The sequence below is a fragment of the Demequina salsinemoris genome (assembly GCF_000974805.1).
Taxonomy (GTDB): Bacteria; Actinomycetota; Actinomycetes; order Actinomycetales; family Demequinaceae; genus Demequina; species Demequina salsinemoris.
The window spans coordinates 46,740-73,591 of the sequence record NZ_BBQZ01000003.1 but is presented as its reverse complement, the minus strand read 5'-3'; the positions used below and the strand labels follow the sequence as shown (position 1 = coordinate 73,591).

At 71.1% G+C, this 26,852-nt stretch carries 25 protein-coding genes and 2 tRNA genes; 12 read left to right on the top strand and 15 right to left on the bottom strand.

Translation table 11 applies throughout. The annotated features are described in order from the left end of the window. Positions 1-131: 131 nt before the first annotated feature. On the top strand, positions 132-1,733 hold the full coding sequence (locus tag AOP78_RS07305; protein WP_062202759.1) for a xylulokinase: 1,602 nt from the start codon (positions 132-134) through the stop codon (positions 1,731-1,733). Positions 1,734-1,770: 37 nt separating this feature from the next. On the opposite strand, the gene AOP78_RS07300 is transcribed toward AOP78_RS07305, so the two are convergent. Continuing rightward, positions 1,771-2,328, bottom strand: coding sequence for a TetR/AcrR family transcriptional regulator (locus tag AOP78_RS07300; protein ID WP_236685327.1), 558 nt, complete (start codon positions 2,326-2,328; stop codon positions 1,771-1,773). A gap of 10 nt (positions 2,329-2,338) precedes the next feature. After that, positions 2,339-3,172 (bottom strand): alpha/beta fold hydrolase, encoded by an 834-nt coding sequence (locus AOP78_RS07295; protein WP_236685326.1) that lies wholly within the window; start codon positions 3,170-3,172, stop codon positions 2,339-2,341. A gap of 161 nt (positions 3,173-3,333) precedes the next feature. On the opposite strand from AOP78_RS07295, the gene AOP78_RS07290 reads away from it, so the two are divergent. The 3 genes from AOP78_RS07290 (at position 3,334) to AOP78_RS07280 (ending at position 6,978) form a co-directional block, all read left to right on the top strand. Continuing rightward, entirely contained in the window at positions 3,334-4,746 is a 1,413-nt protein-coding gene (locus AOP78_RS07290; protein WP_083979913.1) for an SLC13 family permease, read from the top strand. A 305-nt stretch (positions 4,747-5,051) separates the two neighbouring features. Beyond that, on the top strand, positions 5,052-5,984 hold the full coding sequence (locus AOP78_RS07285; RefSeq protein ID WP_062202749.1) for an aldo/keto reductase: 933 nt from the start codon (positions 5,052-5,054) through the stop codon (positions 5,982-5,984). A 190-nt stretch (positions 5,985-6,174) separates the two neighbouring features. Then, the gene (locus AOP78_RS07280) at positions 6,175-6,978 is read left to right on the top strand and encodes a phospholipase A2 (protein ID WP_062202747.1); all 804 of its coding nucleotides are present in this window, start codon (positions 6,175-6,177) and stop codon (positions 6,976-6,978) included. On the opposite strand, the gene AOP78_RS07275 is transcribed toward AOP78_RS07280, so the two are convergent. Then, on the bottom strand, positions 6,975-8,594 hold the full coding sequence (locus AOP78_RS07275; RefSeq protein WP_062202745.1) for an MFS transporter: 1,620 nt from the start codon (positions 8,592-8,594) through the stop codon (positions 6,975-6,977). The two genes, AOP78_RS07280 and AOP78_RS07275, sit on opposite strands and share 4 nt — an antisense overlap. A 54-nt stretch (positions 8,595-8,648) precedes the next feature. Here AOP78_RS07275 and AOP78_RS07270 point away from each other — a divergent pair, with 54 nt between their 5' ends. Next, on the top strand, positions 8,649-9,230 hold the full coding sequence (locus AOP78_RS07270; protein ID WP_062202743.1) for a TetR/AcrR family transcriptional regulator: 582 nt from the start codon (positions 8,649-8,651) through the stop codon (positions 9,228-9,230). Positions 9,231-9,336: 106 nt separating this feature from the next. On the opposite strand, the gene AOP78_RS07265 is transcribed toward AOP78_RS07270, so the two are convergent. Then, positions 9,337-9,410, bottom strand: a tRNA-Pro gene (locus AOP78_RS07265). Between the two features lie 99 nt (positions 9,411-9,509). On the opposite strand from AOP78_RS07265, the gene AOP78_RS07260 reads away from it, so the two are divergent. Continuing rightward, positions 9,510-9,580: transfer RNA gene (locus tag AOP78_RS07260), tRNA-Gly, on the top strand. A gap of 146 nt (positions 9,581-9,726) precedes the next feature. Beyond that, entirely contained in the window at positions 9,727-10,896 is a 1,170-nt protein-coding gene (locus tag AOP78_RS07255; RefSeq protein ID WP_201774761.1) for a GmrSD restriction endonuclease domain-containing protein, read from the top strand. 24 nt (positions 10,897-10,920) lie between these two features. Here AOP78_RS07255 and AOP78_RS07250 read toward each other — a convergent pair whose 3' ends face one another. The 4 genes from AOP78_RS07250 to AOP78_RS15205 form a co-directional block, all read right to left on the bottom strand. Further along, on the bottom strand, positions 10,921-13,821 hold the full coding sequence (locus AOP78_RS07250; protein WP_062203236.1) for an aminotransferase: 2,901 nt from the start codon (positions 13,819-13,821) through the stop codon (positions 10,921-10,923). A gap of 74 nt (positions 13,822-13,895) precedes the next feature. After that, complete coding sequence (locus AOP78_RS07245) at positions 13,896-14,846, bottom strand: aldo/keto reductase (RefSeq protein ID WP_062202741.1); 951 nt, start codon at positions 14,844-14,846, stop codon at positions 13,896-13,898. Between the two features lie 39 nt (positions 14,847-14,885). Continuing rightward, on the bottom strand, positions 14,886-15,305 hold the full coding sequence (locus AOP78_RS07240; RefSeq protein ID WP_152659445.1) for a DUF1761 domain-containing protein: 420 nt from the start codon (positions 15,303-15,305) through the stop codon (positions 14,886-14,888). A 76-nt stretch (positions 15,306-15,381) separates the two neighbouring features. Next, on the bottom strand, positions 15,382-15,876 hold the full coding sequence (locus tag AOP78_RS15205) for an SRPBCC family protein (RefSeq protein ID WP_062202738.1): 495 nt from the start codon (positions 15,874-15,876) through the stop codon (positions 15,382-15,384). 390 nt (positions 15,877-16,266) lie between these two features. On the opposite strand from AOP78_RS15205, the gene cysK reads away from it, so the two are divergent. Together cysK and cysE are read left to right on the top strand one after the other, a co-directional pair. Next, positions 16,267-17,202, top strand: a complete 936-nt coding sequence (gene cysK / locus AOP78_RS07230; protein ID WP_062202736.1) for a cysteine synthase A — start codon at positions 16,267-16,269, stop codon at positions 17,200-17,202. 73 nt (positions 17,203-17,275) lie between these two features. After that, entirely contained in the window at positions 17,276-17,884 is a 609-nt protein-coding gene (gene cysE / locus AOP78_RS07225; RefSeq protein WP_369401080.1) for a serine O-acetyltransferase, read from the top strand. Positions 17,885-18,209: 325 nt separating this feature from the next. On the opposite strand, the gene AOP78_RS07220 is transcribed toward cysE, so the two are convergent. Further along, on the bottom strand, positions 18,210-18,716 hold the full coding sequence (locus AOP78_RS07220) for a Dps family protein (RefSeq protein WP_236685325.1): 507 nt from the start codon (positions 18,714-18,716) through the stop codon (positions 18,210-18,212). 248 nt (positions 18,717-18,964) lie between these two features. Here AOP78_RS07220 and AOP78_RS07215 point away from each other — a divergent pair, with 248 nt between their 5' ends. Both AOP78_RS07215 and AOP78_RS07210 read left to right on the top strand, forming a co-directional pair. Next, positions 18,965-19,444, top strand: coding sequence for a CoA-binding protein (locus tag AOP78_RS07215; protein ID WP_062202733.1), 480 nt, complete (start codon positions 18,965-18,967; stop codon positions 19,442-19,444). A 48-nt stretch (positions 19,445-19,492) separates the two neighbouring features. Beyond that, the gene (locus AOP78_RS07210) at positions 19,493-20,746 is read left to right on the top strand and encodes a GNAT family N-acetyltransferase (RefSeq protein WP_062202730.1); all 1,254 of its coding nucleotides are present in this window, start codon (positions 19,493-19,495) and stop codon (positions 20,744-20,746) included. A gap of 117 nt (positions 20,747-20,863) precedes the next feature. Here AOP78_RS07210 and AOP78_RS07205 read toward each other — a convergent pair whose 3' ends face one another. The 5 genes from AOP78_RS07205 to AOP78_RS07185 form a co-directional block, all read right to left on the bottom strand. Continuing rightward, entirely contained in the window at positions 20,864-21,400 is a 537-nt protein-coding gene (locus tag AOP78_RS07205) for a M48 family metallopeptidase (protein ID WP_062202728.1), read from the bottom strand. A gap of 12 nt (positions 21,401-21,412) precedes the next feature. After that, entirely contained in the window at positions 21,413-23,182 is a 1,770-nt protein-coding gene (locus AOP78_RS07200) for an AfsR/SARP family transcriptional regulator (RefSeq protein ID WP_062202727.1), read from the bottom strand. Between the two features lie 34 nt (positions 23,183-23,216). Further along, entirely contained in the window at positions 23,217-23,486 is a 270-nt protein-coding gene (locus AOP78_RS07195) for a hypothetical protein (protein WP_062202725.1), read from the bottom strand. A gap of 109 nt (positions 23,487-23,595) precedes the next feature. After that, on the bottom strand, positions 23,596-24,714 hold the full coding sequence (locus AOP78_RS07190) for a branched-chain amino acid aminotransferase (RefSeq protein ID WP_236685324.1): 1,119 nt from the start codon (positions 24,712-24,714) through the stop codon (positions 23,596-23,598). A gap of 20 nt (positions 24,715-24,734) precedes the next feature. After that, positions 24,735-25,343, bottom strand: coding sequence for a hypothetical protein (locus AOP78_RS07185; RefSeq protein ID WP_062202724.1), 609 nt, complete (start codon positions 25,341-25,343; stop codon positions 24,735-24,737). A 168-nt stretch (positions 25,344-25,511) separates the two neighbouring features. Between AOP78_RS07185 and AOP78_RS07180 the strand changes: the two genes are divergently transcribed. Beyond that, positions 25,512-25,868 (top strand): hypothetical protein, encoded by a 357-nt coding sequence (locus AOP78_RS07180; RefSeq protein WP_152659443.1) that lies wholly within the window; start codon positions 25,512-25,514, stop codon positions 25,866-25,868. Between the two features lie 9 nt (positions 25,869-25,877). Here AOP78_RS07180 and AOP78_RS07175 read toward each other — a convergent pair whose 3' ends face one another. Beyond that, on the bottom strand, positions 25,878-26,843 hold the full coding sequence (locus AOP78_RS07175; protein WP_062202722.1) for a LysR family transcriptional regulator: 966 nt from the start codon (positions 26,841-26,843) through the stop codon (positions 25,878-25,880). Between the last annotated feature and the right edge of the window lie 9 nt (positions 26,844-26,852).

The following is a 26,852-nucleotide window of genomic DNA, read 5'->3' as shown; positions in this document are numbered from 1 at the left end:
GCCTTCTGGCACGATGACTGGGGGACCTTCGGCGGTCGTCGGGGCGCAGGCGCAACCCGTACAGTGATGTCGAACGTTCACATTGCGCGCCCGCAACGGGGCGGACGCACGACGAAGGAGTTGGAGAACCGATGGCGAAGCACGCGATCGACGCAGCCACCGCAATCACCACCGGCCAGACCTCGCTCGGCATCGAGCTCGGGTCCACGCGCATCAAGGCGTGCCTGATCGGCCCGGACCACGAGGTGCTCGCGACGGGCAGCCACGAGTGGGAGAACCAGTTCGTGGACCGCCTCTGGACCTACTCGGAGGACGCGATCTGGGCAGGACTCCAGGCGAGCATCGCCGCGCTCAAGGCGGAGGTCTCCACCGCTCACGGCGTCGCGCTCACGCAGGTCGGCGCGCTCGGCTTCTCCGCGATGATGCACGGCTACCTCGCCTTCGACGAGGCCGGGACGCTGCTCACCCCGTTCCGCACGTGGCGCAACACCAACACCGAGGCCGCCGCGGCCGCGCTGACCGAGGAGCTGGGCTTCAACTTCCCGCTGCGCTGGTCCGCCTCGCACGTCTTCCAGGCGATCATCGACGAGGAGCCGCACGTCGCGGACCTCGACTTCTTCACGACGCTCGCGGGCTATGTGCACTGGAAGGTCACGGGCCGCAAGGTGCTGGGCGTGGGCGACGCGTCGGGCATGTTCCCGATCGACCCCGCCACGCGTGACTACGACGCGACGATGCTCGCCCGCTTCAAGGAGCTCGTGGCCGAGCGTCGTCCCGGCATGGACATCACGGCCATGCTGCCCGAGTCGATCGTCGCTGGCGCCGACGCAGGATCGCTGACCCCCGAGGGCGCGCTGCTGCTCGACCCGACGGGCGAGCTCCAGGCGGGCGCCCCCGTGGCGCCGCCCGAGGGCGACGCGGGCACCGGCATGGTCGCGACCAACGCGGTCGCGCCGCGCACCGGCAACATCTCCGCCGGCACCTCGATCTTCGCGATGGTCGTCCTCGAGCACCCGCTCGACTCGGTCCACGAGGAGCTCGACATCGTCACGACGCCCGGCGGCGACCTGGTCGCGATGGTGCACTGCAACAACGGTGCGAGCGAGCTCGGCACGTGGGCCTCGGTGTTCACCGAGTTCGCGACCGCGATGGGGGTCGAGGGCGGCTCGGACGCCGTGTTCGGCGCGCTGTTCGCGGCCGCGCTCGAGGGCGAGGCCGACGGCGGCGGGCTGCTGGCCTACAACTACCTGTCCGGCGAGCCGATCACCGGGATGGCCGAGGGCCGCCCGCTGTTCGTGCGCACCCCCGGCAGCCGCCTCACGCTCGCGAACTTCATGCGCACGCAGCTGTACGGGGCCTTCGGCACGCTCAGCCTCGGCATGAAGGTCCTGCACGACGAGGGCGTGAAGCTCGACTCGATGTTCGCGCACGGCGGCATGTTCCGTACCGCTGGCGTCGCCCAGCGCCTCCTCGCTGCGGCGATCAACGCTCCCGTGTCCGTGGGCGACACCGCCTCCGAGGGCGGCGCCTGGGGCATCGCGGTGCTCGCCGAGTACCTGCGCAAGGGCGGCGACGCCGGCCTGGGCGCGTACCTGAACGACGAGGTCTTCGCCGACGCGACGCTCGACACGGTCGCTCCCGACGCTTCCGACGTGGCCGGATACGACGCCTGGCTGGCCCAGTACCGCGCGGGTCTCGCGATCGAGCGCGCGGCCACTGAGGCGATCAGCTGACGCCTCCGCCGCATCTGTGAAGGGCGCCCGCCGGCTGTCAGCCGGCGGGCGTTCCGTCTTTCGCGGCCCTACGCTCGAGCCCCGCGACCACGTCGGCGACCATGAGCGCGAAGCTGCGGTCCACATCGTCCGGGAGACCGAAGGCCCCCGCCGCCTCGAGGCCCACGAATCCGTGGAGCGAGGCGCGCAGCGCGCGAATCGCGTCGACCTCGTCCTCCCCGTCCAGTCGCAGCGCGCGGAGCGCACCGGCTACGACGGCGTACAGCCGGGACGATGCGGCGATGTCCTCGGCGTCGTCCGCGCGCTCGGCGACGATCGTCATGGGATAGCGCCCGGGATGCGCCTTCGCCCACGCGCGGTACGCGTCCGCGAGCGCGACGATGGCCTCCGCGCCCCCGTGTCCGACTGCGGCGCGCTCGAGCACCCCCGCGAGCTCGCGCTTGGACTCGACCGTCACGGCCGCCCGGAGGTCGGCGAGCCCGTCGACGTGCTTGTACAGGGACGGCGCCTTGACGCCGAGCCGCCCGGCAAGGAGTGCGAGGGTGAGGGACTCTGCCCCGAGCTCGTCGACCATCGCGACCGCCGCCGCGACCACGGAAGGTCGATCAAGCCCCGCGCGCGGCATCGTCCCTCACCCCCTCGGCGAAGGTGAGGAGCGCGTCGAGCGTCGCCTCGGGCTGCTGGGCCTGCGGGTAGTGGCCCGCGTCGGGGACGACGACCGCCTCGCCGGAGAGGGCGCGCGCGATCCACGCGGCCTCGGCGCGAGGGTCAGGGAAGTCGGGGTCCTTGTCCCCCATCACGACGAGGGCCGGCGCCTCGACGCGGTCCAGGAGTGACTCGGACAGCGCGTGCGACGTCCGAGTCGTGCGGACGAACGCGTTCGCGGCGCCGGGGCGCCTCAGCGCGTCGGCGACCAGGCGACGATGCTGGTCGAAGTCCACGGGCTTGGCGCCCTCGTACAGCGACGGCAGATAGGTCTTCCACACGGGCACCGCCCAAGGGCGCAGCATGAGGGCCCGGAACATCATGCGGGCCGCAGCACCGCCGGGCCGGTCCCGCACGAACGGCCCCAGCAGGGCGAGTCCGGACACGAGCTCGGGCCGACGCGCGGCGACGATCACCGCGGAGCCCGCGGACATCGAGTTGCCGACGACGAGCGCGGGCCCTCCGAGGTGCTCGATCAGCGCGATGAGGTCATCGGCGGTGGGTTCGTCGCCGTAGACGTCGAAGGTCGCGTCGCTGTCGCCATGGCCACGCAGGTCCGCGGCGGCCACGGTCCAGCCCGCGTCCGCGAGCGCGGGGGCGACGAAGCGGTAGGTGCGGCGCAGCTCGCCCATGCCGGGCGCGAGCACCACGAGCGGGCCGGAGCCTCGCACGTCGTAGGCGACTCGGCCGTCGGGTCGGTCGAGATACAGGGTGGGGACTGCTTCCTCGGTCATATGGCTATGCTCCATAGCCTTATGGCTAATGTCAATAGCCTCACTCGGATGGGACATGATCCAGGGACGACGCGGGACGCGCAGGGCGCAGAAGGTGCGCCGCTCCCGGACTTCCGATAGACCTGGTGCCCAGGGGAGGCAGGGCTCAACGAGGAGCGACGATGGCACGGAGAAGCCTGCTGGCGCGGTGGTGGCGTGTGGCGGTCGTCTTCCTCGTCCCGGTGGCGATCCTCGCGGTCCCGGCCTTCGCGGGCCTCGACGAGGTCCAGCATCGTCTCCTCGCGATCTTCGTGTTCGCGGTGCTCGCGTGGGTGCTCGAGCCGTTCCCGATCTACGCGACGTCGATCACGGTCATCGCCGCACAGCTCATGCTCATCTCGGACGAGACGCCGCGCTGGTGGGCCGTCGCCGACGGCGACGGCGAGGCGCTCAGCCACGTCGACATCCTCGCGGGCTTCGCCGACCCCGTGATCATCTTGTTTCTCGGCGGCTTCTTCCTCGCCGCGTCGGCCACGAAGTACAAGCTCGACAAGAACCTCGCGCGGATCATCCTCAAGCCCTTCGGCACGCGCACGCCGATGGTCGTGCTCGCGCTCATGGCGATCACGGCGCTGTTCAGCATGTTCATGTCCAACACGGCGACCGCCGCGATGATGCTCGCCGTCGCGGCTCCCGTCATCGCGAGCATGGAGGCCGGCGACCGCGCCCGACGCGCCCTCGTCCTGGCCATCCCGGTCGGCGCGAACATCGGCGGCATCGGCACGCCCATCGGCACGCCCCCGAACGCGCTCGCCGTCAACTACCTGGGACCCGGCAACCGCGTAGGAGTCGACCCGATCACCTTCGGCGGCTGGATGCTGTTCGCGGTGCCGTTTGTGATCCTCATGCTGGTCGTCGCCTGGGCGATGCTCGGGTGGCGGTTCCGGTCGGGGACCACGCACGTCGCACTGCGCATCGACGCCTCCTGGGAGCGCTCGCCCCGGGCCTACATCACGTACGCCACCTTCGCGGTCACGGTGCTGCTGTGGCTTACGAGCGGCTGGCACGGCGTGACCTCCTCGGTCGTGGCGATCCTCCCGATCGCAGTGCTCCTCCTCACCGGGGTCATGACCGCGGTGGACCTCAGGGAGCTCAACTGGGAGGTGCTGTGGCTCGTGGCCGGCGGCGTCGTCCTCGGCAACGCGATGTTCGACACGGGGCTCAGCGCCGCGCTCGTCGACATGGTGCCGTTCCACGCGATGTCGGGCGTCGCCGTCGTCGTCGCGGTGGGGCTGGTCGCGTGGGCGATGAGCACCGTGATCTCCAACACCGCGACCGCGGCGCTCCTGCTGCCGCTCGTGGCCGCGATGGGGGCGTCACTGCCCGCGCTCCAGGAGGTCGGCGGCGCGCTGCCGGCCCTCATCATGACGACGTTCGCATGCTCGCTCGCGATGGCGCTGCCGGTGTCCACTCCCCCGAACTCGCTCGCGTACTCCACGGGCAAGGTCTCGACCATGGACATGGTCCGCGTCGGGGTGCCGCTCGGGATCGTCGGCCTCGCGGCGACGGGCGCGCTCGTCGTGCTGCTCGTCTGACGCGCACGCCTCCGCGCCCCTCCGCACGCCTCCGCGCCCCTCCGCGCCCCTCCGCACGCCTCCGCGCCCCTCCGCGCCCCTCCGCGCGCCTCCGCACGCCTCCGCGGACACTTCCTGACACAGCGCGCAGGGCAGCTGCGGCGTGTCGCGCGCGACACGCCGGCTCGCGTCACCGTCGTGTGTCAGAAACGGTCCGCGACGCGGCCCGAGCGGCACTCGCGGAAGACCCTCAGCGGCCGGATGGGCCTAGATTGGAGAGCGTGCCCGGCGACGCCGCCGCGGCGTGAGACCTGGAAGGATCGACGATGAAGACGTTCACCATGCCCGGCACCGAGATCACCGCCCCCGCGGTCGTCCTCGGCCTCATGCGCATCGTGGAGAAGACGGACGACGAGATCAGAGCGCTCGTGAGCGCGGCCAGGGATGCCGGCATCGACTTCTTCGATCACGCCGACCTGTACGGCCCGCCGTATCACGGGTGCGAGCGCCGCTTCGCGGAGGCCCTCCAGCTCACCCCCTCGGAGCGCGAGGCCGTCACGATCCAGTCCAAGTGCGGCATCCGCCAGCCTGGACCGTACTTCGACTTCTCGTACGAGCACATCATCGAGTCCGTCAACGCGTCGCTCGAGGCGCTCGGCACCGACTACCTCGACATCCTGCTGCTGCACCGCCCTGACGCGCTCATGGAGCCCGACGAGGTCGCGCGCGCGTTCGACGAGCTGCACCACGCGGGCAAGGTCAAGAACTTCGGCGTCTCGAATCACACGCCCAATCAGATCGAGCTGCTCAAGCGCTCGGTGAAGCAGCCGCTCGTCGCGAACCAGATCCAGCTGTCGGTCACGCACTCCCCGGTGATCGCGAGCGCGATCGCGTCCAACATGCTCGACCTGGACCAGTCGATCGACCGCGACAACGGCATCGTCGACTACTGCCGCCTCAACGACATCACCATCCAGGCGTGGTCGCCTTTCCAAGCGCGATTCTTCGACGGCCCGTTCCTCGGCAACGAGAAGTACGCCGAGCTCAACGCCGTGATCGACAAGCTCGCGTGGAAGTACGAGGTGCCGGTCGAGGCGATCGCCACCGCCTGGATCACCCGTCACCCCGCGCAGATGCAGGTCGTGCTCGGCACGACCACTCCCGCCCGCGTCGAGGCCGCCGCGAAGGGGGCCGACATCCACCTGTCGCGCGCCGAGTGGTACGAGATGTTCCGGGCGGCGGGGCACACGGTCCCCTGACCCTGGCCGCCTCGCGGAGACGATGCGCCAGCGGGGCGATGCGCGCACATGGACGATGCCCGGGCCGGGTCAGGCCCGGGCATCGTCGCGCTCGGGACACCTTGTGCCACTGTCGTGCGGGATGAGCAGGCCGGACATACATTGCACGGGAGGGCGCATCCCCGGTCGCCCCTTTCCCAAGGAGACAACGATGTCCCAGCCAGCCCCCGCATCGTCCCTGCCCGCGCGCCGACCGCTCGTGGCGCTCGCCCTGACCCTGCTGCTCGCTCTCGCCGCAGCCGTGGCGGCGGCGCCGTCCGCCTCCGCGGCCGCACCCGCGGCTGAGTCGAAGTCTGGGGTTGTCTCCGCGAACCACGACACGGTGGCGTACACCGCCACGCGCGATGGATGGGGCGCCGAGGTGGTCCTGGATCTGTCCGCGGCCGACCGGTGCACGGTCCGGGTGACGCTGTCGGTGGTCTCCGGAGCGAACCAGACGAAGACCGTCCGATGTGACGACGCGTCGGGGCCCGTTCGGGTCGAGGCGGGCTACGGCACCGCGATCCGCGGCGTCACCGTGACGCTGATCAGCGGCTGGCGCATCAAGTCGTCCGGGCTCGTGACGCTCCCGGAGCCCATCGCGGATCCGAGCGACGCCGCCGACATCGCCGCGGTGTACGACGCGATGGACCTCGCCCCGACCCCCGCGATGATCGCCGCGTCGGACGGATGCAGCGTCCCGGCCGAGATCGATGGGCTGCTCCCGGCCCTTGACGACCTGAGCGACACGTTCTTCCTCGCGTGCGTCCTGCACGACTACGGCTACCTGAAGCTCGGCAACGAGCGGCTCTCGCCGACAGACGCGGACCGCGCCGCGATCGACGCCGACTTCAAGCGCAACATGCTCGCGATCTGCGACACCGTCCCGCCCGCCGAGCAGGTGGCGTGCGACGCCGGCGCATCGACCTTCTACACCGCGGTGAGGATCGGCGGCGGAGCGCCCTTCTACAGCTAGGCGGCGTCCACCTCGACGTCGGACTCGTCCTGCTCGTCGTCCTCGCGCCTGCGGGGCGCGGGCAGGGCGAGCGTCGCGGCGAGCCCGATCAGGATGATGGCCGAGGCGACCCCCGTCGTGATCCGCGAGGCCGTGATCATGCCGTCCGCGGCGGCATCACCCGCGGCCTCGGTGGACGCGTCGGCCTGGAGGGACGGGATGACGGCACCAGCGGAGTGGCGGACCGACTCGACGATCGCGGGCCGCGCATCGTCCGGGACGCCGGCATCCGCCAGGTGGGTGTCCGTGGACGTCCCGAGGCTCACGACGAGCAGCGTGCCGAGGATCGCGACGCCGAGCGCCGAGCCGAGCTGACGGAAGGTGCTCTGCAGCCCCGAGGCCTGGCCCGACTCCGCGACGGGCACGTCGGTGAGGATGACGTTCGTGAGCTGTGCGGTCGCCATGCCGACGCCCGCGCCGTAGAGGAACAGCCAGGAGGCGATGGCCACGCCGCCGATGTCCGCGGACAGTGTCAGCGCGAGCCCGCCGACGGCGATCGCCTCGCACGCGAGGCCGATGCGGACCACGGCGCGGGCGCCGAGCCGCGCGGTGAGCTGCGGCGTCGCACCCGAGATGAGGAACGTGCCGATCGCGAGGAACAGCACGAGCCATCCCGTTCCGAGCGCGGAGTAGCCGAGCGCGTTCTGAAGCAGCAGCGGCAGCGTGAAGAGCAGGCCGAACTCGCCGAGCGCGACCACGAGCGCGGCGATCGAGCCGTAGCGGAAGGACCTCAGCCGCAGCAGGGTGAGGTCGACGAGGACGGGTCGGCCGGCGCGCTGACGTCGGAGCTGGTCGACGACGAACAGTGCCATGAGGGAGAGCCCCGCGGCCATCGCGATCGGAACTGGCGAGATGGTGCCCGAGTCCTGAAGCCACCAGCCGTACTGGCCGCCCTCGATCAGCGCGAAGACGATCGCCCCCATGCCGAGCGTCGACAGCGCTGCGCCGCGCACGTCGATGGAGCGATGCTCGCCGGGGTCGCGGGTCTCCGGCACGGCCCAGATCACGAGCGCGAGGACGGCGATGCCGACGGGCACGTTGAGCCAGAACGCCCAGCGCCACGTCACGTCCGTGGTCAGCCACCCGCCGACGAGCGGGCCGACAGCGGCCATGCCGCCGATGGTCGAGCCCCAGACGGCGAAGGCGATCGCCCGCTCGCGGCCGGAGAAGATCGCGTTGACCGTCGACAGCGTCGCGGGCAGGATCATCGCCGCGCCGACGCCCTGGACCAGGCGCGCGGCGATCAGCGCGCCGCCGCTGTCCACTGAGCCGGCGGCCACGCTGGCGACGATGAAGACGCCCATGCCGACCAGCAGCAGACGGCGCCGACCCCAGAGGTCCCCCGCGCGTCCGGTGGTGAGCAGGAGCGCGGCGAGCATGAGCGAGTAGACCGCGTTCATCCACTCGGCCTGGGTCGCGGTGAGGCCGATGTCCTCGATGACGACCGGCAGCGCCACGTTGACGACCGTGGCGTCCATGATGATGAGCGAGACGCCCAGCGCGACGGCGGCGAGGGCCCACCAACGACGAGACCCGGCGGGGTTCGGGGACTCCGCGATATCCTTATCGACAGTCATGTCGGCATCTTATCGACACGTCTGTCGGCAAGCAATGCGAGAGGGGAGGCCGCCGTGCCACGGATCGAGGCCGCCACGGTCGCCGAGCACCACGCCCTGCGCCGCGCCGCCCTGCTCGAAGCCGGGCGTTCGCTCCTGGCATCCGAGGGCCCCGACGCGGTCACCCCGGGCGCGGTGGGGAAGGCGGCAGGGATCGCCCGATCCAGCGTCTACCAGTACTTTCCTTCCACCGCATCGCTCGTCGCCGCGATCATCGAGGACGCCTTCGAGCGCGCCAACGCGGAGATCCTCGCGGCGATCGGCCGGGCCGACTCGCCTTCGGACAGGCTCGACGCCTACCTCCGCGCGAGCCTCGATCTCGCCTCGGGCTCGTCGCATCGCATGTTCGACGCGATCGACCCCGCCACGCTGCCTCCCGAGACCCTTGAGCGCATCGACGCCCTTCATCGCGAGCAGATGGAGCCCCTCGCGACGGCCGTGCGCGACGGCGGCGCCGCCGATCCCGAGATCGCGATGACGCTCATCGGCGGCATGCTCGGCGCGGCGGCGAAGGCGATCCAGGCGGGCGCCGATCCGTCGTCCACTGCGGACGCGCTCGTGAGCGCGGTTCACACGGGACCTGTGCCCGGGCGCTGAGCCGAGCACAGCATCGCCCTGGCCACGCGCCCTGGTAGCCCATCGGTGCCGCCGGACGTCCAGATCCCGACACTCATGGCCCACTGGCGCGCCCGGGGCCCCAGAGTCGGGGTGACAGGATTTGAACCTGCGGCCCTCTGCTCCCAAAGCAGATGCGCTACCAAGCTGCGCCACACCCCGTCCGCGCTGCGCGCGGGATTACCCAGCACCCGCCAGGCTCCGCTACTCTAGTACGCGCCGAGGTCGCGGTCGGACATGCGACGGCCAGGTCAAGGCAGTGCGGGTGTAGCTCAATGGTAGAGCCTCAGTCTTCCAAACTGATGGTGCGGGTTCGATTCCCGTCACCCGCTCGCATGGAGGAATCAAGCCTCGGCGCCGCAAGGCGTCGAGGCTTTCCTCTTTCCCCGCCTACAATCATTCCCGCCGCTGAGACCGCTGAGGGGATGAGCATGAGCAACGATGCAGGTGCGCCCGCGCCCACGACCAGGAAAGCCTGATGGCCGCCGGATCCGCGAACCCCTGGTGGCTGAGCTGGCCGATGATCATCCTCGGCTTCCTCATGTGCGTCATCCCCGGCGTCGTCCTGCTGCTCCTCCGCAAGGGCGTCTCCCCCATCACCAAGCTGATCGTCGCGGGCGTCACCGCGGCGCTCGTCCTCCTCGCGAGCAACCTCCCCGGGGACCAGGACGATGCGACGGTCGCCGACGGGTCGGCGTCGCCGTCCGTGTCGGTCACCGCGTCGGCCACCGCGTCGGCGTCGCCCAGCCCGAGCGAGACGCTCGGCGAGGAGCCGACCGCCGCTGCGAGCGCATCGTCCACGCCGTCCTCCTCGCCCGAGCCCTCGACCGCCGCGGCGGTCGAGACGGAGGAGCCTGAGTTCGGCACCGCGCAGGACGCCGCCCTCGAGCTCACGGTGAAGGGCCGCGCGGCGAAGACCGGGTACTCGCGCGACCAGTTCGGGTCCGGGTGGATCGACGTGGACTCCAACGGCTGCGACACCAGGAACGACATGCTGCGGCTGCGGCTGACGGACAAGGAGATGTCGGGCTCGTGCAAGGTGCTGTCGGGCACGCTCGACGACCCGTACACGGGCACCGCGATCGTGTTCGAGTACGGCGGTGCGAGCGAGGTCGACATCGACCACATGGTCGCACTGTCCGACGCCTGGCAGAAGGGCGCGCAGAAGTGGAAGTTCGCCAAGCGCGTCGCGTTCGCGAACGACCCGCTCAACCTGGAGCCCGTCGAGGCCGCCGCGAACCGGCAGAAGGGCGACGCCGACGCCGCGACCTGGCTGCCGTCGAACAAGTCGTATCGCTGCGAGTACGTCGCCCGCCAGATCGCGGTGAAGGCGAAGTACGGGGTGTGGGTGACGCAGGCCGAGCAGGACGCGATGCTCGACGTGCTCGAGTCCTGCCCCGACTACCCGCTGCCGGGGCCCGGCGACCAGCCCGTCGTCGCGACGAACCTCGGCGGGCAGAGCGAGCCCGTCGAGGAGACCGTCGCCGAGAAGACGATGGCCCCTGCCGAGACCTCGGACGATGCGGTGGACGAGCGCTACCCCTACTGCAAGGACCTGCCGGCCGGGTACGGCCCGTATTACGAGGGCGTCGACCCCGAGTACGACTGGTACCGGGACGGCGACGGGGACGGGATCGTCTGCGAGTAGACGACACCGCGCGGCGGCCGGGGATCAGAGCTGCGCGCGCGACTCCCGCCACGTGAGCACGCGGTCGAGCGCGGTGAGGAACCGCTCCACCGCGGGCGCGTCGATCGTCATCGGCGGCTTGATCTTCAGGACGTTCTTGTGGTCGCCCGTGGGCTGCACGATCACGCCCTCGTCGAGCAGCGCCTCGCAGATCTCTCGTGCGGCCGTCGGATCGGGATCGTCCGGCCCGCCCGCGATCACCTCGACGCCCAGGTAGAGCCCCATCCCGTGGATCGCGCCGAGCGTCGGGTGCGCGCCGGCAAGCGACCTGAGCCCGTCCGCGAGAAGACCGCCGACCACACGGGCGTTCTCCTGAAGGCCGTCCGCCTCGAGCACGTCGAGCACCGTCGTCCCGACGACGCAGCTCACAGGGCTTCCCCCCGCCGAGGAGAAGAAGGACCCCTCGACTGCGAACGCCTCGGCGATCTCCCGCGTGGTGATGACTGCGCCCAGAGGATGCCCGTTGCCCATCGCCTTCGCGACCGTGATGACGTCGGGGACCACGCCCTGCTGCTCGAAGCCCCAGAAGTGGTCGCCCAGCCGCCCGTAGCTGACCTGGACCTCGTCGGAGATGCACAGGCCGCCGCGAGCGCGCACCGCCTCCCACACCCCGGCGAGGTAGCCGTCGGGCAGCGCGATCCCTCCCCCGTTGCCGAACAGCGGCTCGGCGATGAAGCCCGCCAGGGCGACCCCCGCATCGTCCATCTGCTCAAGACGCGCGAGCGCGTCGGGAAGGTAGCGGTGCGCGTCGGGCCCGCGATGCGTCCCGCGATACGTGTTGGGCGCGTCGAGCAGCTGCACCCACGCGGGCCGGGTCTCGAGGGCGCGGGGATTGTCGCCGAGCGAGGTCGAGACGGCATCGGCGCCGACGGTCCACCCGTGATACGCCTCGGTGAGGGCGAGGACGTCGTCGCGTCCGGTAACCGCTCGGACCACACGCAGCGCGAGGTCCACGGCCTCGGAGCCGGAGTTGACGAGCATCACCGTGTCGAGGCCGGCGGGGGCGAGCGCGGCGAGACGCTCGGACAGCTCGACGACGGCCGCGTAGTGGAACCGCGAGTTCGTGTTGAGGCGACGCATCTGGGCGTCGACGGCGTCAGCAAGTCGGGGCTCGCCGTGGCCGAGGATCGCGACGTTGTTGACCATGTCGAGGTAGCCGCGGCCGTCGGTGTCGATCAGGTGGTGCCGCCAACCCCGCTCGATCTGCGGCGGCGCGGCGTAGTAGTGCTCCTGGACGCGCGCGAAGGCGGCGTCGCGGCGGGCGATCAGGTCGGCGGGCTCGGCATCCGGCTCCGGGGCCGGGACTCGCCCCAGCAGCGCCGCGGGATCGGGACAGATCTCGCGCCAGGCGCGCGCCCGTGACGGGCGGACGCGCCTCGGCGGCACGAGGCTCGCGTGGCACACCCCTTGGACGGAGACGATGCGGTGGTCGCCCTCGTCCTCCGCCTCCCCCACCACGGTCCCGACCAGGTCGCCCCGGCCGACCCGGTCGCCGTCCGCGACCGCGGGGTCGACCCCGGTCAGCCGTACCGCCGTGCCGTCGTCGAGGACGATGACGAGCTCGTCGCCGACGCGCACAAGGCCCTCCGCGGGCGCCACGACCGGCGTCCCCGCGACCACCGCGGCCTCGACCGCGAGCTCCACCGAGTCGGGCGCGCCGGCGAGGCCCGCCTCCGGGGTGAGGCTCGGCACGCCGTACGCGGTCACGGCCGTGCCATCCCGTCGCGCGAGCACGAGGAGCTCCGCGCGGGCGTTCCCGGGGTCGAGGAAGGCGCCCGCATCGTGCACGCTCGACGCGACCGAGAGGTCGAGCACGGGAGCCGTGCCGAGCCCGCCGATGATCGCCCCGAGGGGCCGGGGCGGGCCGGCGAGCCTCCCGAGCCTGTGCCTGATCAGCAGCTCCGCCTCGTCGAGCCCGGTCTCGAGCGCGCGCTCGAGCATCCTGCGCTCGAGCGGAGCGCGCACCGCCGCATAGGTGTTGCCGGGGTCGTCGGCGAGCACGCGTCCGCCTGAGGCCACGAGCACCGCGGCACGGGTCCGCACCGCCGGCCACAGCGCCTCGATCTCCGCGTCGGTGAGCGGCATCTCACGGTCGAAGGCCTCGATCGCCGCAAGCGCGAGGCCGAACGCGTCGCCGTCGTGCTGGAACAGGGAGCAGGCGACGATCGCGACCTCGGCCACGACCCACCCGAGCCCCAGATCGCCGAAGTCGATAACGCCCTCGACCGTTCCGGATGCCTCGCCGACCAGGTTGTCCCCCGTGACGTCGCCGTGCACGGCCTGGACGCGGAGCGCGTCAGCCCGCTCGGCGAGGCGCTCGAGCGACCCGTCGAGCGCGCTCTCGATCGCGGCCGAGGTCGTGTCATCGAGGTGCCCGCGAGCCTCCCGGATCACCCTCGCCGCCTCGCGCAGGTCCCAGTCGCCCCCGCCAGCGAGCCCCGGGTGGGTGAAGTCCGCGAGCGCGGCAGTGATCCGGCCCGCGGCGGCGCCGACGCGGGCGGCGGTGTCCTCGCTCAGCCGCGCACTCGTCGTCGGGCTGTGCCCCTCGACGAACTCGAGCAGCCGCGCGGCCCTCGGCTCGCCGCCCCACTCGAGCGTCTGGACAAGGGCCCCGTCGGTCGCGGGAAGCGGCAGCGGCACCGACAGCCCCGTGGCGGCATCCCGCAGGTGGACGAGCGCGGCGTTCTGCGCGTCGAGCGAGTCGCGCGGGATCCCGCCGTGACTGATCTTGAGGACGTACCTCGCGCCGCCGGTCGCCGTGACGAGGGCGTTGAGGTCCTCGTTGGACCCGAGCCTCCGCACCGCACCGACGTCGATGCCGAAGGAGTCCCGCGCGATCGCCTCCGCGCGAGCCTCGTCCCACGCGGGCTGGTGAGTGGTGCTCATGGTGCACGAATCGTCCCACGCGAAGGGGCTCGGCACCATACGGCGCCGAGCCCCTGTCGCGAGAGCGCGGATCGTCAGGCGGACGCCTCCGTGAGCGCCTCGACCTCGACGTCGGTGAGGGTCAGCCGCATCGACGCGAGCAGGGTCGTCAGCTGCGACGCGTTGCGCGCCGACGCGATGGGCGCCACGACCGTCGGCTGCGCCTTGAGCCACGCGAGAGCCACCGAGGCGACCTCGGCGTCGTGCTCGAGGGCGATGCGGTCGAGCGCGGCGAGGACGCGTCGGCCGCGATCATCCAGGTACTTCACAGCGTCACCGGCGCGCGGGCTGTCGACGTCTCCGTCCGCCTCGCGGTACTTGCCCGTGAGGAAGCCCTTGGCGAGACCCCAGTAGGGCAGCACGCCGAGCCCGTGGCGAGCGGCCGCATCACGCAGGCCGCCCTCGAAGTCGCGCTCCATGAGGTTGTAGTGCGGCTGCAACGCGACGGGCTTGTGCAGCCCGTTCGCCTCGGCCGCGGCGAGCCACGCGTCGATGCGCTCGGGCGAGAAGTTGGAGATGCCGATCTCGCGCACGAGCCCGTCGTCGACGAGGGAGGAGAAGGCCGCTGCGGTCTCCTCGATCGGGTCGTCGTGGTCGAAGTGCGCGTAGTACAGGTCGATGCGGTCGGTACCGAGCCGCTTGAGCGACGCCTCCGCGGCGGCCCGGATCGTGGCGCCGCTCAGCCCCGAGAACTCCGAGTGCTCGGAGACCTTGGTGGCGACCAGCACATCGTCCCTGCGGCCAGCGGCCGCGAACCAGGCGCCGAGGACCGACTCGGACTCGCCGCCGACGTGACCGGGCGCCCAGGCCGAGTAGACGTCGGCAGTGTCGATGAGCAGCCCTCCCCCGTCGACGAAGCCGTCAAGCACGGAGAAGGAGGCGTCCGCGTCGGCCGTCCAGCCGAAAACGTTGCCGCCGAGCGCGAGGGGGGCGCCGGACAGGTCGAGGGAACCGAGGGCGATGGTCGTATCCGTATTCACTGTCATACAGATGGCAACGTGCGGGACGCGCGAGGAATTTCCTCGTTACATGAACAATCCGAGGACGAGGCCGGAGATCGCGAGCGCGAGGGCGTCGTGGGCCGAGTCGATCAGGGTGATCCCACCGACGCGCTGCGCGAAGCCGTTATGCACCAGATGCGCGCCCGCGCGGAAGGCCACGCCGACGATGAGTCCGAGCACGAGGCCGTCGACCGGCCCCGAGGCGCCCAGGCCGGCCATGAGCAGCGCGAGCGTGACGATGCCGAGCACGTTGCCGACGATCATCTGACCGAACACGGGGCCCATGCTCGTGTTGCCGAGCCTCTCGAGGTCGAGGTTCCCGAGCCGGGCCCACACCGGGAAGAACGCGAACTGCGAGTACCAGAGCCACCCGAACACGAACGAGGCGACGAACGCGAGCAGCACTCCCAGCCAGCTCACGTCGGCGAACGACAGCCATTCCATGAGGACCTCCACGCGGCATCGATGAACGGGGACGGACGATGCCTGGGTTCAGTATGGCGCTGGGGTGCCCGTCGCGTCAGATGTCGAAGCCGAGGTTCGTGCGGCGCTTGTCGAAGAACACGCTGTACTCCTCGCACTGCTCGCGGACCGCATCGATCGCGGAGCGCTCGCGCTGCATCGCCTGGCGCGTGATGAACCACCGCTGGACCATCCCGAGCGAGGCCTCCAGCGTCGACGTCACGGTCACCTTGGCGCCGCCGTCCGCATCCTCGATCTCCCAGCGCGACGTCGAGGTCATCTGCGCGTTGAGGGCCCGCTTCACGAGCAGCCGGGGCTTGTCCGCCTCAAGCGTGTCCTCGGTCACGATGAAGTCGGTCTTGCCGACCTTGTGGGTGGTCCGGGTGCGACAGCCCTTCTCCCCCATGACGCCGTCGAGCACCTCGATCTCGGTGATGTCCTTGCGGGACCTCGCGTAGTCGATCGGGTCGCTCAGCAGGTTCCACAGCTCCAGAGCGCTCGCCCGGACGAACCCCTCGACGGTGTACTCCTCGATGTACGGAACGGCGGCCACGAACACTCCTTCTGCGCTGACGGACGCGTCCAGCCTACGTGGCAGGTTCGCCGCCGACCCACAACCTGCGCTTGCCCCCGCGCCGGACGCCGGGCTACCCTGGCCGCATCGCACAGGGAGGAATCGGGATGAGCAACGTGAGCAGCGTCGTCGCGACGCACGCTCCTGCCCTCGACACCTGTGCCATGCGCATGGCCGGCATGCCCTGCATGCCGGCCGCCTGCCGCTGTCTCTAGAGCGCTGGCGCAGGCCCCGACCCCTGGGCGCACCCGGGCAACGGGACCGCCTCACCAGTGCTCGCCCCCGGCCTTCCTGCGATAGTGAGGAATGCCGACCCGACGCCTCGGCGTTACCCACCCCGGAAAACAACAGCGAAGGAAACTCCTCACCATGGCACGCATCTACGACGACGCGACCAAGCTCATCGGCAACACCCCGCTCGTGCGGATCAACAAGCTCACGGAGGGCGTCGACGCGACGATCCTCGGCAAGCTCGAGTTCTACAACCCCGCCAACTCGGTCAAGGACCGCCTGGGCGTCGCGATCGTCGACGCCGCGGAGGCCTCCGGCGAGCTCCAGCCCGGCGGCACGATCGTCGAGGCGACGTCGGGCAACACCGGCATCGCGCTCGCGATGGTCGGCGCGGCACGCGGCTACAACGTCGTCATCACCATGCCGGAAACGATGTCCAAGGAGCGCCGCGCCCTGCTGCGCGCCTTCGGCGCCGAGCTCATCCTCACCCCCGGAGCCGAGGGCATGTCCGGCGCGCTGAACGCCGCGGAGAAGGTCCTCGCGGAGCGTCCCGGCGCCGTCGCCGCGAAGCAGTTCGCGAACGCCGCCAACCCGGAGATCCACCGCAAGACGACGGCCGAGGAGATCTGGGCCGACACCGACGGCGAGGTCGACATCGTCGTGGCGGGCATCGGCACCGGCGGCACCATCACGGGTGTCGGCGAGGTCCTCAAGGCCAAGAAGCCGTCCGTGCAGATCATCGCTGTCGAGCCCTCGGAGTCCCCGATCCTCAACGGCGGTCAGCCCGGCCCGCACAAGATCCAGGGCATCGGCCCGAACTTCATCCCGCCGATCCTCAACACGGACATCTACGACGAGGTCTTCGACGTCGACGCCGAGACCGCGATCGCGACCTCGCGCGCCGCCGCCCGCCAGGAGGGCCTGCTCGTCGGCATCTCGTCAGGCGCCGCGCTGCACGCCGCGATCGAGGTCGGCAAGCGCCCCGAGAACGCGGGCAAGACCATCGTCGCGATCATCCCGTCATTCGGTGAGCGCTACCTGTCCACGGTCCTCTACGCGGACCTGATGGACTGACGCGCGACAGCGTCGAGGCAGAGAACCAGGAAGGAGCACCCGGATGACGGGCAGGCCGAGAGGGATCGCCCTCATGGCAGAGGACGTGCGCGCAGCGAAGGATCGCGATCCCGCCGCGCCGTCGTCGTTCGTCATCTGGGTGTCCTACCAGGGCGTTCACGCCGTCTGGTATCACCGCGTCGCGCATTGGCTGTGGCTGCGCGGGCGCCGGTCGCTCGCGCGCCTGGTCTCTCAGCACGCGCGGCACATGACCGGCATCGAGATCCACCCCGGCGCCCAGCTGGGCAGGCGTGTGTTCATCGACCACGGCATGGGCGTCGTCATCGGCGAGACCGCGGTGGTCGGCGACGACGTCCTGATGTTCAACAACATCAACTTGGGCGGCACCTCGATGAGCCACGGCAAGCGTCACCCCACCGTGGGCGATCGCGTCGTCATCGGCGCGGGCGCGCGCGTGCTCGGCCCCGTGTACGTCGGGTCGGACTCGCGGATCGGCGCGAACGCCGTGGTCGTCAAGGACGTCCCCAACGGCGCGACCGCCGTGGGCATCCCGGCGAAGATCAAGGAGCACCCGAAGCCTGCGGAGGCGCACACCGCGGCGTCGTGCGTCGACCAGGGCGACTCCCACGTGCACGCGTCCGGAGACACGGACCTGCACGAGCCCGCGATGTACTACATCTGATCCACGACAGCACGGGGAACCCAGCTCCACAGACGTTCTCCGTGCTGGGAGTGTGATCCATTCCACAGAAACCTGCACATGGTGTCACATTGTGGTTATGCTGAAGTTAGTCGCTTTCGGGTGGGGGCGCATTCACAGGGGGATCGATTCCCGCGCGTGGATGCAGCACCATCACGGAGGCGCACAGAGACCTGGCGCGAACCCCTCAGCCGCGCCAAGGAGAACGGGCCCCCGCTTCGGCGGGGGCCCGTTGCTCTGTCTGGGGGTGCTCTGTCTCAGGGGTGCTCTGTCTCAGGGGTGCTCTGTCTCAGCGGCGCGACACCGACTACTCGGCGGCGAACGCCCTCAGCATCCACGCGGCCTTCTCGTGCGCGGCGAGGCGCGCGTTGAGCAGGTCGGCGGTCGCGCCATCGCCGGCGTCCTCGGCGACGTCCACGAGCGGGCGGATGAGGCGCGCGACGGTCTCGTGGTCCGCCGCGAGCGTCATCACCATCGACATGGCGTCGGTGTGCGGCTGGTTGTCGACGATCGTGGAGTGATCCAGGAACTCGGACAGCGAGCCGGGAGCCCCTGAGCCGAGCGCGCGCATCCGCTCTGCGATGTCGTCCACCGTGTCGCGCAGCTCCGTGTACTGCTCCTCGAACATGAGGTGGAGTGCTCGGAAGTGCGGGCCGGTGACGTTCCAGTGATACCCCTGGGTCTTCACGTACAGCGTGAAGGTGTCGGACAGCACCTGCGCGAGTCCGTGGTTGATCGCACGCAGGTCCTCGGCGCGGATCCCGATGCTCGGGCTGTTCTCAGCCGTCGCGACGGGCGTCATGTGCTCCATCATGGTGGTGCCTCCCTCGTGGCCGTGGGGAGAGGGGGGTCTCCCCTGCCTTCAGGGTAGGACGGCGACGCCGGTTCGGACAGTCCCGGGTCAGGCCCCGGGGACGATGCGGGCGCGGACGATGCGAGAGGCCAGGGAGGTGGGCCGGGCGACGGGGACGATGCGGGACCCAGTGCCCGCGCGGATCCGGATTTGTCGTAGTGTCATGGCTTCATCGGGAATGCCCGTATGACCCAGGGAGTTTCACCCGCATGACGACTGACGCCGCCTGCCCGCTGCCGCTCGGCTCCGATGTGCCCGACGACTCGGTGCTCGTCGACGTTCTCGCGCGCGCCCGCACCGTGGCCGTCGTGGGAGCCTCCCCGAACCCCGCCCGCACGAGCCACCGGATCGCCGAGTGGCTCATGGACCACACTGACTACGAGGTGTACCTCGTCAATCCCGTGGCCCAGCCGGACGACGAGATCCGTGGCCACGCGTTCTACGCATCCCTGCATGACGTCCCCGTGGACGTCGACATCGTCGACATCTTCCGCCGTTCGGACCACGTGCCGCCCGTGGTCCACGAGTCCGTCCAGGTCGGCGCGCCCGTCGTGTGGATGCAGCTCGGCGTGCGCCACCCCGAGGCCGCCGACAGGGCGTGCAAGGCCGGGGCGGTCGTGGTGCAGAACCGCTGCCTCAAGGTCGAGTACGCGCGCCTCGCCGACAGGATCGCCGCCGCTCAGGACTGACCGGCGCGCCGCGCCGAACCGCGCCTCGTCCTTTGCGAGGATCGGTTCATGAGTGTCCCTGCCGGCTACCAGATCGTCTCGCTCGACCAGTCACGGTCCGCGGAGATGCTCTCGCTCGTCGAATGGGCGTTCGCGTTCAGGCTCGAGCCCACGGCGATGCGCTCCACGGTCCCGTGGGAGCACGCGAGGGCGCTTGAGATCACGGATCCCGCGCGCGGGCCGGTCGGCACGTTCTGTGGCGTCCACTCCTCGCACTCGATGTCCCTGCGCATGCCGGGCGGAGGGACGATGCGGGCCTCGGGGCTGACCTGGGTCAGCGTCCACCCCGCGCACCGCCGCCGAGGAATCCTCACGACGATGATCGCCGACCACTTCTCGCGCGCGCTGGCCCGCGGGGAGGCGGTGAGCGTGCTGTACGCCGCCGAGACGGCCATCTACCCGCGTTTCGGCTACGCCATGGCCGCGGCGAAGACAGCGTTGGACCTCGGGAGATCGCCCAAGCTTCGGCCCGTGCCCGGCTCCGATGATCTTCCCGTCCGCATCGAGACCATCGACATGACGGTGCACGCCGACGTGGTCCGCGCCGTCCAGCGCCGCCTCGACGCGCCCGGCTCTCCCGTGGAGATCGGCGACTCCGTCGCGCACGATGCGCTCCTCAACCTCACGGTGCCCCACCCGGATGCGGAGGAGCAGCGGATCGTGATCGTCGAGGACGCCGAGGGCCCTGCCGCCTACGCGGTGCTCTCCCGCTCGGTGAACTGGTCGGAGGTCGCTGCCGCGGGCACCGTCGAGGTCAAGGTCTGGGGCGCTGCCGACTCCGCCTCGACCCGGCGGCTGTTCAGTGTGGTCGCGGACCTGGACCTGATGGCGTCCTGCAAGATCACCGCGGGCGGTGCCGACACGCTCCTCCTCCAGCTGCTCGAGGACCCTCGCGGCATCGGCATGCGGGAGTTCGACGGGATGTGGCTGCGCATCCTCGACGTGCCCGCGGCGCTCGCCTCGAGGACCTACTCGGCGGACCTCGATGTCGTGATAGAGGTCAGCGATGCACTTCTTGCCTCGAATGAGGGGCGTTGGAAGCTGTCAGCCCGGGCCGACGCCACGCCGATGATAGAGCGCACGGATGCACCTTGCGATCTTCGACTCGGGATCGACGCGCTGTCCGCGGCGCTCCTTGGTGGAACGTCGCTCGAGGCGCTGCGTGCCGCCGGCCGGGTCGAGGAGGAGAGCCCCGGGTCCGTCCGCAGCGCTTCTCGCGCCTTCCGCTCCGACCGTGAGCCGATCTGCAATCTGAGCTTCTAGCAGGGAGCATTCTCGCGGCGCAGGAACTTCGCACGAGAGCAGCGCGGAGCCTCGGCGGGCTGCTCGCGTCGACCTCGAAGCGAGGAAGATTCACCTTCGCATCTTCTTGACACGCCGTCAGCGGCCGTTGAGCTTGCGCCGGATCCGCTTCCAGTCGGGCAGATGCGCGTCCATGACGGCGTGGAAGCGCGGTCCGTGACCCGCCTCGATGAGGTGAGCGAGCTCGTGGACCACGACGTACTCGAGCTTCTCGTCATCCTTGCGCGCGAGCTCGAGCGCGAACGTGATCCGGCGGGTCCGGACATTGCACGTGCCCCACCGGGTCGTCATCCGGCGGACGATGAAGGGCGGCACCGGCAGCAGATCCATGCGCTCGGCCCAGCGGGCCAGCATCGGCGCGACCCGCGCGCGCAGCTCGGCGCGCAACGCCTCGGCCTCGGGGCCGGCCTCGAGCGGGGGCGGGAGGGTCGCGAGGCGCGCCCGCTCTCGCGCGATCCATTCCGAGCGCCCGGCCACGAAGTCGTCGATCGTCCGCTTGGGCACCCAGTGCGGCGCCGATACCGCGACGCCGCCGTCGGCTGGCCGGACGCGGATGCGGAGATTCTTCATGCCCTTGCGGCGCACGAGCGCGTAGGGGGTGGTCTCTGGCGGCATGGTGCGACCAGGTTACGCGCGAGCGGCGACGCCTTCCGACGTGGCGACGCCGTCCGACGCAACACTCCCCGACGTTGCGACGGCCACGGCCTCGGCGCGCTCCAGGAGGCGATCCATGTGGAAGGCCGCAGCCTCGGCGGCCGCCTCCCGCGCGGCGGCGCCGGCCTCCTCGCGCCGTCCGTGGGCGAGCAGCAGCTCCGCGGTCGTCACGGCGATCTCCGTCGCGACCCACGCGTAGGCGTCGGTGTCCCGTCGACACGCGACCTTGCCGACGCGCAGCCACCGGAGCGCGTCGTCCACATCCCCGGTCGCCGCGTAGGTCATCGCGAGCACCTCGGCCGCGAGGCCTTCCCAGCAGGCGTCGCGCAGCTGAGTCGCCATCGCGTAGGTCGCCTCGGCCGAGTCGCGCACCGCGATCGGGTCGGCGCCCTGCGCGAGCCTCGCGAGGTCCACCCACGACTCGGGCCACGGGCGGTAGGACGTCCACCTGTCCGCGTCGCACATCTCTATCGCCGTGCGGGCCCAGGACTCTGCTCCCGCGTGGTCGCCCAGCGAGTAGACGGTGCGCGCGCCCATGCCGAGGGCCCAGATCTCGCGGCGCACATCGCCCGAGGCCCGCGCGTGCGCGATCGACTCCTCGAACCGCGCGAGCGACTCCTCGAGGCGGCCGAGGTCGTGGAGGTGGGTGCCCTCGAAGGACGCGACCGCGGCGAGCACCTCGCGGTCCTCCCCCGCGGCGACGCGCGCCGTGGCGAGCCGCTGCTCCGCGCAGTAGCTGCGTCCGAAGAGCAGGTCCACGTAGCCGAGCTCCGCGAGGGCGCGCGCCCCGACCGACGGCAGCCCTGCCTCGGTGGCCCGGCTCACCGCGGTCTCGAGCAGCACCATGCCCTCGTCGTCGTAGCCGCACACGTTGTGCACGAACGCCGTGCCCAGATCGTGCAGGCATGTGGCGAGCAGGCCCGCGTCGCCGATGCTCTCCGCCGCGGCGATCGCGCCTCGCATGCATTCGACCCCGGCGTCGACCGCGCCCGCTGACAGCGCGGCCCTCCCCGCCTCGCGCAGCGTCTCGCACGTCGCGCGGCTCGAGACCGACGGGTTCAGCGTCGGGGGCGCGCGCCGGGCGGCGTCCCTGAGCGCCGGGCCGAGCGGCTCGCCCGTCTCTCGCAGCACCATCTCCTCGGTCTCGCGCGCATGCTCCACGGCGGCGTCGCGCGCTCCCGACGCAGCGAGCGCCTTGACGAAGAGCACGTGCGAGCCCTCGTCGAGCGGGTCGCGCGCGATCATCGTCTGCGCGATCCCCGCGGCCCGCTCGGGCTCTCCTCGCGACAGCGCGTTCAACACCTGACGCCTCAGCGCCGCAAGCACGTCCGCGTCCACACGCCGGCGCTCGAGCGTGAGCCACATCTCGAACGTCGCCGAGGCCCGGGGCTCGATTCCTTCAAGGAATCGCCCGTTTCCAAGGACGATGCTCGGCGGGGTGCCGACGAGCTGGTCCAGGACGTCGATGCTCACGTCGGGCCCGAGGTCGGCGCTCACGGGGTTGCCCGACAGCGCCTCCTTGAGGCCGAGCCTGCGCCGCAGCTCCGCGAGGCTCCAGCGCAGCGCTCCGTACGGATCGTCGGCGTCGGCGAAGAGCTCCTCGACGAGCCGCTCTCTCGAGACCGGCGCCTCGGAGCGCAGCACCCGGGCGAGCAGGGCCCAGCACTTCGCGCCTCGCGGACCCGCGAGGGCCTCTCCGTCGCGCTCGAGCCTCGGCCGGCCGAGCATGTGGATCGTGAGCATCGTCCCCTCCCCCGGGCCGAGTGCTGATGTCACCTCATGCGGCCCACGGTACGCCTGCGTGCGCGTCCTCGTCCTGCGCTTCGGCGACCGACGCATCGTCCATGTCGCGCAGCGCCTCCCTGGCCAGGGCGAAGGCCCTGAGCCGGGCGACCTCGGCGCCCTCCCAGTCGGTGAGCGCCTCGGCGACGCCGGGGTGCGCGTCCCGGACCGCGTCGGCGAGGATGCCGAACGCGATGCGGAACGGCTCGGTGCCGCGGTCGATGACGTCGTCGGTGATGTCCTGTGCGAGTGTCTGTGCGTTCATGTCACGATCCCTCCCTGAGTCGTGACACCAGCGTCCGCCGGGGCCGTGTGACGGCCCGTGTGACGCCTCAATTCACCCTTACACCAGGGACGATGCGACGCACGACGCGTCAGATGACGCGCACCATCCAGCCGTGCGGGTCCTCGGCGAGGCCGAACTGGATGTCGGTCAGCTCCTTCTTGACCCACGTCGCGACGGGGCCGGGCCGGCCGTCGCCGACCTGGAGCGTGAAGTCGTCGGACTTGAGCTCGGCGACCGGGGTGACGACCGCGGCGGTGCCGCACGCGAACAGCTCGGTGATCGCGCCGGACGCGACGCCTTCGCGGATCTCGTCGAGGGAGATGTCGCGCTCGCGCACGGGCCGGCCGGCCTCACCCAGCAGGTGCAGGATCGAGTCGCGGGTGATCCCGGGAAGGATCGTGCCGGACAGTCGGGGCGTCGCGATCGAGCCGTCGCCGAAGACCACCATGAGGTTCATGCCGCCGAACTCCTCGACGTACGTCTCCTCCTTCGCGTCAAGGAAGAGCACCTGGCCGCAGCCGTTCTCCTTGGCCTCGTGCTGCGGAAGCATGCTCGCGGCGTAGTTGCCTGCGGTCTTCGCCTCGCCCGTGCCGCCGAGGTTGGCACGGTGGTAGCCGCGCGAGACCCAGATCGACACTCCCCCTGCGGCCTGGATGTAGGCGCCGACGGGCGAGGCGGTGACCACGAGGTCGTAGGTGTCGGACGGCTGCACGAGCAGGCTCGTCTCGGTGGCCATGAGGAACGGGCGCAGGTACAGCGCGCCGCCCTCCTGCTGAGGCACCCAGGCCGCGTCAGCCTGGACCAGCGCGGCCGCGGAGGCAAGGAAGTCATCGACGGACAGCGGCGGCATCGCGAGGCGGTAGGCCGAGTCGATCATGCGCTCCGCATTGGCGGTGGGGCGGAAGAGGTGGACGGTGCCGTCCGGGTGGCGGTACGCCTTCAGCCCCTCGAACACCTGCTGGGCGTAGTGCAGGACCGCCGCGCCGGGGTGCATGGGGATCGGAGCCATGGGGACGATGCCGCGGTCGCCCCAGCTCCCACCCTCCCAGGTCGCGCGCGCCATGTGGTCGGTGAAGACCTTGCCGAACACGGGGTTGGCCATCAGCGCGACCCGCTCGGACTCGGTCGCGGGATTCGGATTCCGGGTCAGCGGGAAGGCGTCGCCGGAGAGGATCCGGCCGGTCGACATCGAGGGGAAGGACTCCATGTCGGCACCCTACTCGTCGGTCACGGGACCAGGAGAGCCTCGGCCGCCTTCTTCGCCAGCTCACCGAGCGTCTTGAGCGCGACCGCCCGACCGAACGCGACCCGCCCGGCCCGCGCATCGTCCGCGAGCATCTCCTGGAGCCGGGCCCGAGCATCGTCCCCGTCCCGGCCGAAGGCGTCATCGAAGGCGGCCATGAACTGGTCGGCGTCAGCGACGACCCGCTCCGCGTTGTGGGAGCCGTCGGTGAAGACCCCGACCTCCTTGAGGCGGGCGACGAACGCGTCGCGCCAGTACGCGTCCTCGACGTTGAACACTGCCTCGCCTCCGCGCGTCAGCGACACGATGCGCACGGCAGCGAGCATGCGCGCGAAGCCCGGCTCGTTGTCCTGGGTCATGCGGTAGCCGTAGAGCAGGGATTTCGCGCGGGCGGGCGTGATCCCGAGTCGCTTGGCGGTCACGAAGACGGGGTCCGCGTCGGACACGTATCCCGCGGCGACGAGGCCCGCGAAGACCGCGACGTCCACCTCGCGCTTGGGAACGGAGCCGAAGGGCGCGCCTGCCAGCCGCCCCAGCAAGGCGTCGGCGAAGGCGACCTTCGCGGACGCGTCGAGAGCCTCAAGATCCTTCATGCGCGCCATCCTTCCTCGTACCCCTGACACTGGCAACCGGTTCGGCATCCGTGCACAAAGTGCCACTTGTGGGATACTCCGCGGCGCGTCCTGCAGGACCCGGGAGCCGGTGCGATATTGGAGGGAGTCGAGGCGTCCCCGGAGCGCCCGAGTTGGAGAGAGGCAGACATGACTCTGTTGAGGGCGGAGTTGGTCGACGACCGCAATGCGATCGAGGAGCCCGTAGGGCCCACCCGGTACAGGGCGGAGCTGTGGACCGGCGACGCGCTGACGGGTGCGATGGAGTCCTGGGACATCGTGGCCGACAGCGTGATCGACGCCGTGGCCTGGATGGACGAGCAGGTCGCGACCCGCTGGCCGTGCCGTGGCGTCCTCTCCGTCTCGCACGCCCTCACCGCGGGCGGCACCGCCGCCCCGAACCCCATCGCGACGCACCGGATCTACGAGGTCTCCAACGCCGCGGACGACGCGCTCGCGCCGCTCCCGCAGCCCGCGCGCCTGCGCGTCGTGCGGGACGACGCCTAGGCCGAGGCGTCAGCCCGTGGGGACGGGGTCGGGGACGACCGCGCGCACGACCTCGCGGATCACCTCGCTCGTCGCCTCCAGGGCCGGCGGCAGCGGCGGCCTTCCCAGCGATACCAGGCGCAGCGTGCGGGCCGCCCCGTCGATCGGGGTGAGGACGACGTCGGGGTGACGGTGGGCGGCCAGCGCGAGGCCCGGCAGCATCGACACCCCATGCCCGACGGCGATGAGCGCCTGGATCGCCACGAAGTCGTCGGAGGCGAACTGGACGTGGGGCTCGAAGCCCGCGTCCTCGCAGGTCGCGACGAGGTAGCCGCGGCAGCGCTCGCAGCCGGCCATCCAGTCGTCGTCGGCGAAGTCCCTGAGCCGCCCGATCGCGATGCGCGAGCCGAGTGGTTCGTGCGACGGCTCGCGCGCGGCGGCCGAGTGCCCCACCTGGCAGTCGGGGCGCGCGGGCGGGGTGACGAGGTACAGCGGGTCCTCGCCCAGGATCTCCGCGGTGATCGCGTCCGACGGCTGCTCGCGCGGGTAGGTGAAGGTGACGGCCAGGTCGACCTCGTCGGCGAGCAGCAGCCCCTCGGCCTCGGGCGGCTCGGCCTCGCGAACCTCGAGGCTCAGCCCGGGGTGGCGTTCGCGCATCACGGTGACGATGCGGGGCGCAAGGGTCGCGATGCCGGAGGGGAAGATCGCGACGCGCACGCGGCCGCTCTGGAGCGAGACTGCGGAGGCGAGCTCGTTGTCGGCTCGCGAGACCAGGCCGAGGATCTCCTCGCCTCGATCCGCGAGGCGCCGCCCCTCGTCGGTGAGGACGAGGTTGCGGCCGACGCGGCGGAACAGGACCGCGCCCGTCTCCGCCTCGAGCCGCTTGAGGTGGTGGGAGACGGTGGGCTGCGAGTAATGGAGCTCGTCGGCCGCGGCACTCACCGAGCCGGTGCGCGCGAAGGCGACGAGCGCCTGGAGGCGCGTCAGATCGAGCATGCCTCTCAT